This is a genomic window from Ruegeria sp. EL01 (assembly GCF_900313035.1).
Classification (GTDB): Bacteria; Pseudomonadota; Alphaproteobacteria; order Rhodobacterales; family Rhodobacteraceae; genus Ruegeria.
Map to the genome: position 1 here is coordinate 170,579 of NZ_OMPS01000009.1, position 12,596 is coordinate 183,174.

General features: G+C 58.0%; 13 protein-coding genes. 8 read left to right on the top strand and 5 right to left on the bottom strand.

The features are described 5' to 3' along the window. Together D9K61_RS06590 and gshB are read left to right on the top strand one after the other, a co-directional pair. Nucleotides 1–372 (top strand): YraN family protein, encoded by a 372-nt coding sequence (locus D9K61_RS06590; RefSeq protein WP_120632446.1) that lies wholly within the window; start codon nucleotides 1–3, stop codon nucleotides 370–372. Nucleotides 373–434: 62 nt separating this feature from the next. Then, nucleotides 435–1,367, top strand: a complete 933-nt coding sequence (gene gshB / locus D9K61_RS06595) for a glutathione synthase (protein ID WP_120632518.1) — start codon at nucleotides 435–437, stop codon at nucleotides 1,365–1,367. Here the strand turns inward: gshB and D9K61_RS06600 are convergent. The 4 genes from D9K61_RS06600 to cobU are packed head-to-tail and all read right to left on the bottom strand — an operon-like array spanning nucleotide 1,364 to nucleotide 4,965. Then, nucleotides 1,364–2,878, bottom strand: coding sequence for a YifB family Mg chelatase-like AAA ATPase (locus D9K61_RS06600; RefSeq protein WP_120632447.1), 1,515 nt, complete (start codon nucleotides 2,876–2,878; stop codon nucleotides 1,364–1,366). The two genes, gshB and D9K61_RS06600, sit on opposite strands and share 4 nt — an antisense overlap. Nucleotides 2,879–2,925: 47 nt before the next feature. Then, the gene (locus D9K61_RS06605) at nucleotides 2,926–3,810 is read right to left on the bottom strand and encodes a glutathione S-transferase (RefSeq protein ID WP_120632448.1); all 885 of its coding nucleotides are present in this window, start codon (nucleotides 3,808–3,810) and stop codon (nucleotides 2,926–2,928) included. 58 nt (nucleotides 3,811–3,868) lie between these two features. After that, nucleotides 3,869–4,447 (bottom strand): histidine phosphatase family protein, encoded by a 579-nt coding sequence (locus tag D9K61_RS06610; RefSeq protein ID WP_120632449.1) that lies wholly within the window; start codon nucleotides 4,445–4,447, stop codon nucleotides 3,869–3,871. After that, entirely contained in the window at nucleotides 4,444–4,965 is a 522-nt protein-coding gene (cobU, locus tag D9K61_RS06615; RefSeq protein WP_120632519.1) for a bifunctional adenosylcobinamide kinase/adenosylcobinamide-phosphate guanylyltransferase, read from the bottom strand. Before cobU ends, D9K61_RS06610 begins: the two co-directional genes overlap by 4 nt. Before the next feature lie 101 nt (nucleotides 4,966–5,066). On the opposite strand from cobU, the gene D9K61_RS06620 reads away from it, so the two are divergent. The 6 genes from D9K61_RS06620 (at nucleotide 5,067) to D9K61_RS06645 (ending at nucleotide 11,639) form a co-directional block, all read left to right on the top strand. Then, entirely contained in the window at nucleotides 5,067–5,945 is an 879-nt protein-coding gene (locus tag D9K61_RS06620) for an RNA polymerase factor sigma-32 (RefSeq protein WP_120632450.1), read from the top strand. Then, nucleotides 5,942–6,766 (top strand): ChaN family lipoprotein, encoded by an 825-nt coding sequence (locus D9K61_RS06625; RefSeq protein ID WP_120632451.1) that lies wholly within the window; start codon nucleotides 5,942–5,944, stop codon nucleotides 6,764–6,766. Before D9K61_RS06620 ends, D9K61_RS06625 begins: the two co-directional genes overlap by 4 nt. A 63-nt stretch (nucleotides 6,767–6,829) precedes the next feature. Next, the gene (coaBC, locus tag D9K61_RS06630; RefSeq protein ID WP_120632452.1) at nucleotides 6,830–8,026 is read left to right on the top strand and encodes a bifunctional phosphopantothenoylcysteine decarboxylase/phosphopantothenate--cysteine ligase CoaBC; all 1,197 of its coding nucleotides are present in this window, start codon (nucleotides 6,830–6,832) and stop codon (nucleotides 8,024–8,026) included. 30 nt (nucleotides 8,027–8,056) lie between these two features. Further along, nucleotides 8,057–8,512: a dUTP diphosphatase gene (gene dut, locus D9K61_RS06635; protein WP_120632453.1), complete on the top strand. Its 456-nt coding sequence runs from the start codon at nucleotides 8,057–8,059 to the stop codon at nucleotides 8,510–8,512. Continuing rightward, on the top strand, nucleotides 8,512–9,561 hold the full coding sequence (locus tag D9K61_RS06640; RefSeq protein ID WP_120632454.1) for a molybdopterin-synthase adenylyltransferase MoeB: 1,050 nt from the start codon (nucleotides 8,512–8,514) through the stop codon (nucleotides 9,559–9,561). The genes dut and D9K61_RS06640 overlap by 1 nt, the downstream gene beginning before the upstream one ends. A gap of 62 nt (nucleotides 9,562–9,623) precedes the next feature. Next, nucleotides 9,624–11,639, top strand: coding sequence for a M3 family metallopeptidase (locus tag D9K61_RS06645; protein WP_120632455.1), 2,016 nt, complete (start codon nucleotides 9,624–9,626; stop codon nucleotides 11,637–11,639). 13 nt (nucleotides 11,640–11,652) lie between these two features. Here D9K61_RS06645 and D9K61_RS06650 read toward each other — a convergent pair whose 3' ends face one another. Then, entirely contained in the window at nucleotides 11,653–12,585 is a 933-nt protein-coding gene (locus D9K61_RS06650) for a glyoxylate/hydroxypyruvate reductase A (protein WP_120632456.1), read from the bottom strand. Nucleotides 12,586–12,596 lie beyond the last annotated feature (11 nt).

A 12,596-nucleotide genomic window follows, 5' to 3' on the forward strand; every position in this document is an offset into this window, starting at 1 on the left:
ATGGTCAAGCGATCTGTTCGCGGTTCGGTTTCCTTCCATTCCGGGCAAGCTGCTGAACTTCAGGTTGCAACTAACTATGAGCGGCGCGGCTATACAATCGCGCATCACCGTTGGCGTGAGGCAGGCGGCGAAATCGACCTGATCGCGCGTGGAGCGGACATTCTGGTTTTCATAGAGGTCAAGAAAAGCGCGAGTTTCGAGATGGCGGCTGCCCGGATTACGCCCCGACAAATGGAACGTATCTGTGCCTCGGCGGCGCAATTTCTGGAAAATGAGCCAGGCGGACAATTGACGAATGTTCGCTTTGATGCGGCGCTTGTGGATGCGTCCGGCGCAATTCAAATTCTCGAAAACGCCTTTGGTCATGCGTAAACACCATTGAACCACCCGACCTGCTGGGCCATGTATCGGGCGTGAAGCTTGAAGGACACGCCATGAAAATCGCCTTTCAAATGGACCCGATCGGGGCCGTGGATATCAACGCCGATAGTTCTTTCCGTCTGGCGGAGGAGGCGCAGTTGCGCGGGCACACTTTGTTCTTCTATGGACCCGACCAACTGGCCTATCAGCAAGGGCGCATTACGGCGCGTGGACACGATATGACCGTTCAACGCGTCGCCGGTGATCCTGCTGTGCTGGACCCTGAGCGTGAAGTGGACTTGGCGGATTTCGATGTTGTTTGGCTGCGTCAGGATCCTCCGTTCGACATGCACTACATCACCTCAACGCATTTGCTGGACCGGCTCAAAGGGCAGGCAGTGGTGGTCAATGATCCGTTTTGGGTTCGAAACTACCCCGAAAAACTATTGGTTCTTGAATTTCCGAATTTGACGCCGCCAACGACGATTGCCCGTGATCTGCAGACGATCAAAGCATTCAAAGAAGAACATGGCGATGTCATCCTCAAGCCGCTGTATGGCAATGGCGGCGCAGGGGTGTTCAGATTGGACGCAAATGATCGCAATCTGACCTCGCTGCATGAATTGTTCACCGGGTTTTCCCGAGAGCCTTTGATCATACAAAAATTCCTGCCGGATGTTCGCAACGGAGACAAACGCGTCATTTTGGTCGATGGAGACCCGGTTGGGGCCATCAACCGGGTTCCTGCGGAAGGTGAAACGCGTTCGAACATGCATGTTGGCGGTCGCCCTGAAAAGATTGGTCTGACGGATCGCGACATGAAGATTTGCGCCGCCATCGGCCCCCTGCTGAAGGAAAAAGGGCAGGTCTTTGTGGGGATCGACGTTATCGGCGACTACCTGACCGAAATCAACGTGACGTCGCCCACCGGCATTCAGGAGCTTGAACGGTTTAACGGTGACAACATCGCCGAGAAAATTTGGCAAGCCATTGAGGCCAAGCTTTAAGCCATGACCTTGGCGCTGATGCGAAAGCTCAGCGCCTCGGCCACATGGGGCCTTAAGATGTCCGGTGCGCCTTCCAGATCAGCGATGGTGCGCGCAACGCGCAAGATCCGGTGAAAGGCGCGGGCCGACAGGCCAAACCGGTCAGCCGCTTTCAACAGCAGCTCTTTTCCCTCGGCGTCTGGCGAGGCTATGTCCTCCAACAGAGCGCCCTCGATATCTGCGTTTTGGCGGACTAAGGGGGTGTCACTGAACCGCGCGGCCTGAATTGCACGGGCTTGTTCTACGCGTGTTGCAACCGTGGCGGAACTGTCACCCGACGGTGGCAGGTCAAGGTCGGTGAAGCCGACCGGAGGAACCTCGATCCGCATATCGAACCGGTCCATCAACGGGCCGGATATACGGTTCAAGTAATCCTCGCCGCATCCCGGCGCACGCGAGCACGCACGTGACGGATCGGTCAGATATCCGCATTTGCAAGGGTTTGCTGCAGCGACCAGCATGAAACGACAGGGGTACTTCACATGGGCATTTGCGCGCGCCACCATAACCTCGCCAGTTTCGACAGGTTGTCTCAGGGTTTCCAAAACCGTTCGTGGAAACTCGGGGAATTCGTCCATGAACAGAACCCCATTGTGTGCCAGCGAAATCTCACCCGGTTTGGCCCCTTTGCCGCCCCCGACGATCGCGGCCATGGATGCAGTGTGATGAGGTTCCCGGAAGGGGCGCGAGCGGGAGATGCCACCTTCGCTCAACAACCCGCAGAGGGACTGAATCATGGATGTTTCGAGGGCTTCCACCGCCGTTAATGGCGGCAAAATACCCGGCAAACGGGCCGCTAGCATGGACTTACCAGAACCGGGTGTGCCGATCATAATCAAGTGATGTCGCCCGGCCGCCGCGATTTCCAAGGCCCGCTTGGCCCGTTCCTGACCTTTCACGTCGCGTAAATCGCGGGCGCTGGGTGTCAGGTTGACCTCGCCGGGCCGGGCTGCTGGCAGGGGCGATTGGCCCGAGAAATGGCGCACGACATCCCCTAACGAGTCCGCTCCGATCACCTGTGTTGCATCGACCCAAGCCGCCTCGGCGCTAGATGCGCGGGGGCAGAGCAGCGCGCGCTCTTCTTGGGCAGCCGTCATCGCGGCGGGTAAGGCTCCGACCACGGGCACAAGGGATCCGTCCAACGACAACTCACCCAGGGCAACGGCACCTTCTGCGGCGTCAGCCGGAATGATCTCGAGCGCTGACAACAAGGCCACGGCGATCGGTAAGTCGAAATGGCTGCCCTCTTTCGGCAGGTCAGCTGGCGACAGGTTGATCGTGATCCGTTTGGACGGCAACGCAATCGCCATCGCACTAAGCGCGCTGCGGACACGGTCACGTGCCTCGGACACTGCCTTGTCAGGCAGGCCAACGATAGAAAACGCGGGCAGGCCGGGCGACACGGCGCATTGTACCTCGACCGGTCGGGCATCGACGCCTTGAAAGGCAACAGTATGGGCGCGGGCAACCATGGCAGTCCTGTTCTTGGTTAACAGGACGTTGCTGCCATGGCCGCGGTTTAGGAATCGTTAACGGCGTCGATCATGGCGGTGAATTTTGACCAGGCTTCTGGGTCCGCCACAGTTTTGTCGCGGCAAAACGGGTTGCAGAAGCCCCAACACTGACCGTCCATTTCCAGAAAATCAGTCACCGTCTCGCCTGAATATGGGCATGTCGCATTTATTGATGGACCGTTTTCGACCGGGTTGGCTTTCGATGTGCCTCCGACAGGCCAGACGTCAGACCTCAGGTCCTTAGGATAAGGAAAGGGGTCATAGTTTACGGTTAAGCCCATCGCACGCCATTGCCTGACCGAGACGTCGGACAGCAGATCCATGCAATAGGCGTGGTTAGCTGCGGAGACAGGCAGGCCATATCCTATGATCCGCGCAGCCACCGGTGTGTAAAACACATCAGCCAATGAATAAGCTCCGAAAAGTGGACCCGAAGTCGCGCCAGATATCTGTCGTGCATGGGCCCAAAGCGACTCGATGCGGGACACATCAGCCAAGGTCTCTGTCGAGGGCGCGAACCCTCGCCACGCGTGACGCAGTTGCATGGGACACTCGCCGCGTAGGGCGTTGAACCCGGCGACCATCTCGGCACACAGCCATCGCGCAGTTGCACGGGCATTGGGGTCTTTCGGCCACAACCCTGCTTCGGGGTGACGTTCGGCCAAGATTTCGGCCATGGCAAGGCTTTCGCCCACAACCGCGCCATCGGGTAAACGCAACGCCGGAACCAATCGAGCGGGTGCAAGCGGCGCCAAATCTTTTGCCATGGTCCCCGAGTACAGGCCAACCAAATGAGTGCGATGGGGCAGGTCGAACTTTTCCAGCATCAACCAGCCGCGCAAGGACCAACTGGAAAACAATCGATCGCCAATAAACAATTCATAAGTCATGTACCGACGATGGCGCAGGTTCACATATCAGTAAATCAGTGATTTGTGCGCTGCGTCATCACGGCAGGTGATTGATTGTGCCCATGGTCCAGATGCTACCATCATGGGCAATATCCGTGACTGAAAGGTTGTCGATCCGGTGAGAGAATGCCTGCTGTGCCTCAAGGTTCATGGCGCGTTGAACCTGGGTCAGGATCACTCCGAAATGGGCGACGATCACCAGATCGGCGTCGGCGTAACGGGCTATCAGGGCGTCAATCGCGACATCAACCCGGGCTCGGACTTCGTTCCAGCTTTCACCCTGAGGTGGACGCACATCACCGGGGTTGTCCCAATAGGCAAAAACGCGTTCGGGGTCTTCTGCCTCGATCTCGGAGAATCCGCGCAACTCCCAACTGCCAAAGTTGATTTCACGCAGATCAGGGTCGTGCGGTAGGCGGTGGCGTGTTCCTTGTATCGCTGTCGCTGTATCAATCGCCCGCGACAGGTCCGAGGATACAACGATCGCGTCCACAGGAAGGTGATTCTGCAGCCTCGCAATGGCCGCATGATCGCTCAGATCAGCCGGAAGGTCGGACCATCCCACCATCGTCTTGGCATGGGTTGGACCGTGTCGGACCAGATGCAGGCGTGTCACGGCAGGGTACCCTTCAAAACCAGGGGCAAGCCAGCGGTTACCTGAACGACCAGATTGGCCTGCGCTGCCAGCGCAATGTTCAACCGCCCCTGCGCCTCGCGGAATCGCCGGGCGAGCGCGTTTTCCGGAACAATCCCATGGCCAACTTCATTTGAGACAATGACAATCTGTGCCTGGCACGTCTGTAACGCTGCCAGCAATGCGGACTGTTCCTGATCCAGATCGCTTTCGGCCAACAGATGATTGCTTAGCCACATGGTGGCGCAGTCGATTAGGCAGGTTTGATCAGAGTCGAGGTCAACCAAAACCGGTGCGAGATCAAGGGGCGCTTCGACCGTTTGCCAACCTGTGCCGCGCTGCGATACGTGGCGCTCGATCTTCTTTTGCATCTCGTCATCAAACACTTGTGAAGTGGCAAGATACACGCGGTTTTTTCCAGACGAAACAACCAGTTGCTCGGCAAAAACCGACTTACCCGATGCGGCTCCTCCAAGCACAAAGGTTAAATCGGGATTCATAATTCTTACCTTTCGGGTGATCCATCTGGTTTTGTTCTGCGTATCGACCATAGATCGGCAAGGCAAGCCCGGCCCGCGCCAGCGAAAAAGGGGAGAGTTTCATGGCACTTGATTACGCGTCCGATTTTTCAATGTCGCGGCAAGCGATGAAGGCCGAGTTACTGGATGCTGAGACCGAGCTGCGGTTGGCATATGCCTGGCGCGACGAACGGGATGAACAGGCCCTGCATCGTCTGATCACGGCTTACATGCGGCTTGCTATTTCGATGGCGGCCAAATTCAAGCGATATGGCGCGCCGATGAACGATTTGATCCAGGAGGCAGGTCTTGGGTTAATGAAAGCTGCAGACAAGTTCGACCCGGATCGCGGTGTGCGGTTTTCGACCTACGCAGTCTGGTGGATCAAAGCCAGCATTCAGGACTATGTTATGCGCAACTGGTCGATGGTACGAACCGGATCGACATCGTCGCAAAAATCACTGTTTTTCAACATGCGCCGCGTGCAGGCCCGTCTGGAACGCGAGGCAGCAAGCGAAGGACAGGAACTCGATAAACATCAGCTGCATCAGATGATAGCGACCGAAATCGGGGTGCCCTTGCGCGATGTCGAAATGATGGAAGGGCGTCTGTCAGGCTCGGACTTCTCGCTGAACGCGGTGCAATCGGCGGATGAGGACGGGCGCGAGTGGATAGATGCGCTTGAAGATGAACGGACGCAGGCTGCCGAAGAGGTCGAGCTTAATCACGACACGGAACAGCTGCGCGAATGGCTTTTGACAGCGATGAAATCGCTGAATGATCGCGAAAGATTTATCGTGCGCGAACGCAAGCTGCGCGAACCCGCCCGAACCCTTGAAAGCCTTGGAAATGAGCTGGGTTTGTCCAAGGAACGGGTGCGTCAGTTAGAGGCCGCGGCCTTCGGAAAAATGCGCAAGAACCTTGAAGCGCAATCGCGCGAGGTGCAACACTTCATCGCATGAAACAACTTGCGATTCTGGTGTGTTCAGTTGCGGTTACGGTTGCCATGGCGCGCCCGGGCCTGACCCAAGACCTGATCCCCGAAGATGCACTTGCGTCGATGCAATCCGCCGACGTGATCATCCTGGGAGAGGTTCATGACAACCCTCAGCATCATCTGGTGCAAACCGAGGCGATCGAAGCCATTGCGCCATCGGCTGTTGTCTGGGAAATGGTGACGGAAGAAGGCGCTCAGCGCCTTGCTCAAACGGCTGTGTCCAATCCGGAGGAGCTGGGCCGCATCCTTAGGTGGGCTGAAACGGGTTGGCCACCGCTCAGCATGTACTATCCCGTGTTTCAGGCGTCGAACGCCCCGGTCTATGGCGCGATGGTGCCGCGCGCCGCAGCCCGGGCAGCGATGGAGCGTGGTGCAGCCACCGCGCTGGGCGCTGACGCAGCACGCTATGGGCTTACGGTTCCCCTGTCGCCAGAAAATCAGGCCGCGCGTGAAGCCGATCAACTTGCTGCCCATTGCAACGCCATACCGGCCGAGGCTTTGCCGCAGATGGTCGCCATCCAGCGGCTGCGAGACGCGGTTTTGGCGCGTGCAATCTTACGGGCAATGGATGAAACTGACGGTCCGGTTGCCGTGATCACAGGCAATGGTCACGCCCGCAAGGATCGTGGAATTCCTACATTCCTGTCTCGTCTGCAGCCGGACCTGAAAGTTTTTGCCATGGGTCAATCCGAGGATGGCGTCGTGGATGGCGCATTCGACGCAGTGATCGACAGCTTGGGCGTGGATCGCGAAGACCCTTGCATAGCCTTCGAGACACAGAATTAAGCGCTGGAACTACGCGGTGGCGTTGCCTAATGTCGGGGCCGACCGGGACGGGAAGGGCTGAGCATGCTGGCATCCAAACGTATTCTGCTGATCATTGGCGGAGGGATCGCGGCCTACAAGTCGTTGGATCTGATCCGGCGGATCAAGGAACGCGGGGTGACAGTTACCCCGGTTCTGACCCGCGCCGCCGAAGAATTTGTGACACCACTCTCGGTGTCGGCGCTGGCGGGCGAGAAGGCTTATCGCGACCTTTTTGATCTGACGGACGAGGCCGAGATGGGGCATATCCAATTATCCCGCTCCGCTGATTTGATCGTCGTCGCCCCGACTACTGCAGACATGTTGGGCAAAATGGCGGGGGGGCTGGCGAATGATCTGGCCTCGACCCTGCTGATGGCAACAGATACGCCCGTTTTGTGCGCCCCGGCCATGAATGTGCGTATGTGGGAGCATCCGGCAACGCAGCGCAATCTGGAACAGTTAAAGGAAGATGGCGTGCGTTTTGTCGGCCCTAATGAGGGTGATATGGCGTGTGGCGAATACGGCCCGGGACGGATGTCAGAACCGTCGGAGGTTGTTGCCGCAATCGAGGCACAGCTTGCTGATGGCCCGTTAAAAGGGAAACGAATTCTGGTCACGTCCGGTCCGACCCATGAACCTATCGATCCGGTGCGTTACATCGCCAACCGGTCATCAGGGGCACAGGGAACCGCGCTGGCCCGTGCTCTGTCTGCGTTGGGCGCTGATGTGGTATTCGTCACTGGCCCAGCCGATGTGCCGCCACCCGATGGCGTGCAGGTTGTGTGTGTCGAAACCGCGCAACAAATGTCGGATGCGGTCGATGCGGCACTTCCGGTCGATGCGGGTGTCTTTGCTGCGGCCGTCGCGGATTGGCACGTGGCCGGGGCCTCGGATCGCAAACTGAAGAAAAGTCGGGATGGGCTGCCATCGCTGGCGTTTGCCGAAAACCCGGATATTCTGAAACGCGTCTCGCATATGAAACAGGGGCGTCCGGCGCTTGTGGTTGGATTTGCCGCCGAGACAAATGACGTTCTTGAAAACGCAACTGCCAAGCGGGATCGGAAGGGGTGCGACTGGATCGTGGCCAATGATGTGAGCCCGACCACCGGTATCATGGGCGGGTCCGAGAACGCGGTCGTTCTGATCTCCAACTCTGGCGTTGAAGAATGGCCGCGCATGGGCAAAGACGCCGTGGCTGACCGTCTGGCGCAGAAAATTGCTGTGGCTCTGGCAGGTTGAAGTTGTAGCCCTGAAAGAAGAGGTAAAGAAATGGTCGCAATTCGTGTGATCCGCGAAGAAGGCGCTGACGCATCCGTGGCTTTGCCCGGGTATGAAACGCCCGGGGCGGCCGGTGCGGATGTTCGTGCGAACCTGCCAAATGGCACACCGATTGTGTTGGAACCCGGTCAGCGCGCTTTGGTGCCCACCGGTCTGCGGATCGAGATCCCTTTGGGGTACGAAGTCCAGGTCCGGCCACGCTCGGGCCTGGCGCTGAAACATGGGATCACACTGCCGAATACGCCGGGCACCATCGACAGCGATTATCGCGGGCCATTGGGAGTGATCCTGATGAATGCGGGCCAAGAACGGTTTGAAGTGACCCACGGCGAGCGCATCGCCCAGCTGGTGATGGCCCCGGTCGTTCAGGCGGCATTCGAGTTGGCCGATGCTTTGGGTGATACCGAGCGCGGAGCAGGTGGTTTCGGCTCCACCGGACGCGGCTGATGCTGTTGGTTCTGATCCTCGCTGCTGGATTGTGGGGGATCGGGTATCTCGCCCGTGTGTCTCGTGCGGCGCGCATGCTGTCGATTGGCGTCCTGCTGGGTGGCGTTGTTCTGGCGCAGCTGATCCTGCCGGACGGGCATCCCTTGCGTGAAGCAACAGGTGGATCTGCCGCCTTGTGGCTGATGATGATGGGGTTTGTTGCGTTGGTTTTGTTGTACGGTCGAGGGTTGAAGGCGCTACGGAAACGTGCGGATCAAACGTCGGCACAGAAGCCAGACGCACCGTCTGACCGTTTCACCGAAACCGAACTGAACCGCTATGCCCGTCACATCGTCCTTCGTGAATTAGGTGGGCCGGGGCAGAAAAAGCTCAAAAAAGCGCGTGTGCTGGTGATCGGCGCTGGCGGGTTGGGGGCACCGGCGCTGCAATACCTTGCGGCTGCTGGTGTCGGTACGATTGGGGTGATCGACGATGACGTCGTCGAAAATGCCAATCTGCAGCGGCAAGTGATCCATCGCGATGCCAATATCGGAATGCCCAAAGTGTTTTCCGCGCAGCAGGCGATGGAGGCACAAAACCCGAATGTTGTGGTCTTGCCTTATCATCGTCGCCTTGATGAAGAGATCGCGCTGGACTTGTTCGCTGACTTTGATCTGATCCTCGATGGCACCGACAATTTCGAAACGCGCTATCTGGCGAACAGAACTGCGGTGGCGGCGGGAAAGCCATTGATTTCGGGGGCATTGTCCCAATGGGAAGGGCAGTTGAGTATCTTTGACCCGACCAACGGCGCCCCGTGTTACCAGTGTATCTTTCCAGAAGCGCCGGCTGATGGTCTGGCACCGTCCTGTGCCGAAGCGGGCGTGATCGGGCCATTACCCGGTGTGGTGGGATCGATGATGGCGGTTGAGGCGATCAAGGTGATCACCGGCGCAGGTATGGCCCTGCGTGGCGAGATGCTCATCTATGATGCGCTTTACGGCGAAAGCCGAAAGATCACGTTGTCACGCCGCGCCGATTGCCCAATTTGTGGCACCGTAACGGAATAACTGCGGATCGCACTGGATCATCTGATCAAGCCTGCATAGCTATAGGGTCAAAGGAGACCCGAATGACCAACCCGATCCTGTCCGATTGGACCACGCCCTTCGAAATTGCCCCATTTGCTGACATTTCGGATGATGATTTCGCCCCCGCTCTGGATCAGGCGATGCAGGCACATAACACCCAGATTCATGCGATTGCTAAGAACCCGCAGCTGTCAACCTTCGCCAATACAGTCGAAGCATTGGAGGCCGCAGGCGAGCAACTAGATAAGGTTCTGTCGGTCTTTTTCACCATTGCCGGTGCGGACAGCAACGCAAAACGCGAAGAATTGCAGCGCGCGTTTTCTCCGAAACTGTCGGCGCATTTCTCGGGCATTTCGTCGAACAAAGCGCTGTTTCAGCGAGTGGCGGACTTGTGGGACCATCGGGATGAGTTGGACCTGAGCGATGAGCAGGCCCGCGTCTTGATGCTGACCCATCGCAGTTTTGTCCGCGCGGGTGCCGCATTGCAGGGCGATGACGATGCAAGGATGCAAGACATCAAGTCGCGCCTTGCGACGCTGGGTACGTCGTTCACGCAAAACCTGTTGGCGGATGAGCGGGATTGGTACATGGATCTGTCCGAAGACGATTTGCAGGGCCTGCCGGATTTCGTCACTGACACGGCCCGGGCCGCAGGTCAGGAGAAGGGGGCGGAAGCGGCAATCGTCACGCTTTCACGGTCGCTGATTGTGCCTTTCCTGCAATTCTCACCGCGTCGCGACCTGCGGGAAAAGGCCTATCGCGCCTGGGCTGCGCGTGGTGCAAATGGTGGCGAAACCGACAACCGCGCCATTGCCGCGGAAATCTTGGCATTGCGTCAGGAACGGGCGAAGCTGCTGGGATACGGCAGCTTTGCCGAGTACAAGCTTGAAACTGAAATGGCCCGCTCGCCTGATCGCGTCCGCGATTTGTTGATGCAGGTGTGGGAGCCTGCCAAATCCCGTGCAGATGCGGATGCAGGTCTTTTGACACAGATGATGCAGGACGATGGCATCAATGGTCCGCTGGAAGCATGGGACTGGCGATACTACGCAGAGAAACGCCGGAAAGCCGAGCACGACTTGGATGAGGCAGTTTTGAAGCCCTATCTGCAACTTGATCGGATGATCGAGGCTTCGTTTGCCTGCGCCAATCGCCTGTTTGGTTTAGAGTTTGCACCGCTGGATGTAGCGCTCTACCATCCGGATTGCCGGGCATGGGAGGTGACGCGGAAGGGGCGTCATGTTGCGGTGTTCATTGGCGACTATTTTGCACGCGGCTCAAAGCGGTCTGGTGCGTGGTGTAGTGCGATGCGGGCACAAGCGAAATTTCCAAAGGTACAGACCCCCGTGGTCATCAATGTCTGCAACTTTGCCAAGGGCGATCCTGCGCTGCTGTCTTATGATGATGCGCGCACGCTGTTTCACGAATTCGGCCACGCGTTGCACCAGATGCTGTCCAATGTGACCTATGAGAGTATCTCGGGGACAAGCGTTGCGCGCGATTTTGTGGAACTGCCCAGCCAGCTGTATGAGCACTGGCTTGAAGTGCCCGAAGTTCTGGCCGAATTCGCAACCCATGCGGAAACCGGCGAACCGATGCCGCAAGAAATGCTGGAGAAGGTCCTGCAAGCCGCGAACTTCGATCAGGGGTTCCAGACCGTGGAATACGTTGCTTCGGCTTTGGTTGATCTGGCGTTTCACGACGGCGACGCGCCAGCGGACCCAATGGCGAAGCAAGCTGAGGTTCTTGCTGAAATCGGGATGCCTCAGGCGATCAGTATGCGCCATGCGACCCCACATTTTGCCCATGTGTTTGCGGGTGATGGCTACAGTTCCGGCTACTACAGCTATATGTGGTCCGAAGTTATGGATGCAGATGCTTTCGCGGCTTTTGAAGAGGCCGGAGGCGCCTTTGATCCGGAACGGGCCAAGGCGCTTGAGGAGAACATCCTGTCGACTGGTGGATCGCGCGAGGCAGAAGATCTGTATCTGGCGTTTCGTGGTCGCCTGCCCGGCGTAGAGGCGCTGCTCAAAGGGCGCGGGTTGGTCGCGGCGTAAGAAAACTGGGCCGTCAGTAGCCTAACTGGCGGTCCACCAGATGCAGAAATGACTCACCCGCTTCGCCTCTGCGAATGTTCTCGCAAATTACCTGCGCGGCGGTGAACGGGCGGGTTTCTGATGCGATATGCGGTGTGACGGTCACGTTGGGATGTGCCCAGTAGGTGTGCTCGGGTGGCAGCGGTTCAATACGGAACACATCCAGCGTCGCATGACCAACCTGACCCGAGTTCAAAGCGTCGAGCAGGGCATCATCATTGATAAACGGGCCGCGGCCCGGGTTGATGATCCGGGCGCCCTTGGGAAGCAGCGCCAGGGTTTTGGCATTCATCGTGTTTTCCGTTGCTGGCGTGTCAGGGAGCAACAGCACCACAATCTCGGCTTGGGACAGCGCTGATTTCAAACCGTCCGCCCCGTGCAGACAGGTCACGCCGGGGATCTCTTTCTGCGTTCGGCTCCAACCAATGACCTGAAAATTTAGTGCGGAGAGAGCTTTTACCACGGCTTGTCCCAATGCACCAAGGCCCAGCACGCAAACTTTGCGTTCGGTGGCAAGAGGCGGTACATCCGAGGTCCAGACACCGTCCTGAACTTTGATGTGTTTATCCATCCCAAGGTGGTAGCGCAGAACATGGCCAATGACCCACTCGGTCATGCCCTGGGTCAGCCCGTGATCCACCATGCGCGCCAACGGGACGGTCAGAGTTTCATTTCCTGCAATGGTTTCGACCCCGGCCCAAAGGCTGAGTACGGCTTTGAGCCGCGTAAGCGGTGTGAAATCCTGCAGACCGCCATTTGGGGCGTAGACCACATAATCTACCTGATCCGGCTCAAACTCCGTCGACAATCTAAAATTCAGCCCGGCGTCGTTGAGGCCCTTGGTCAGCAGTGGTTCGTACACAGGCCAAAGGGCAGGGCGCGCGGAAAACAGGACGTTCACGGGCATTGAGGGCCTTT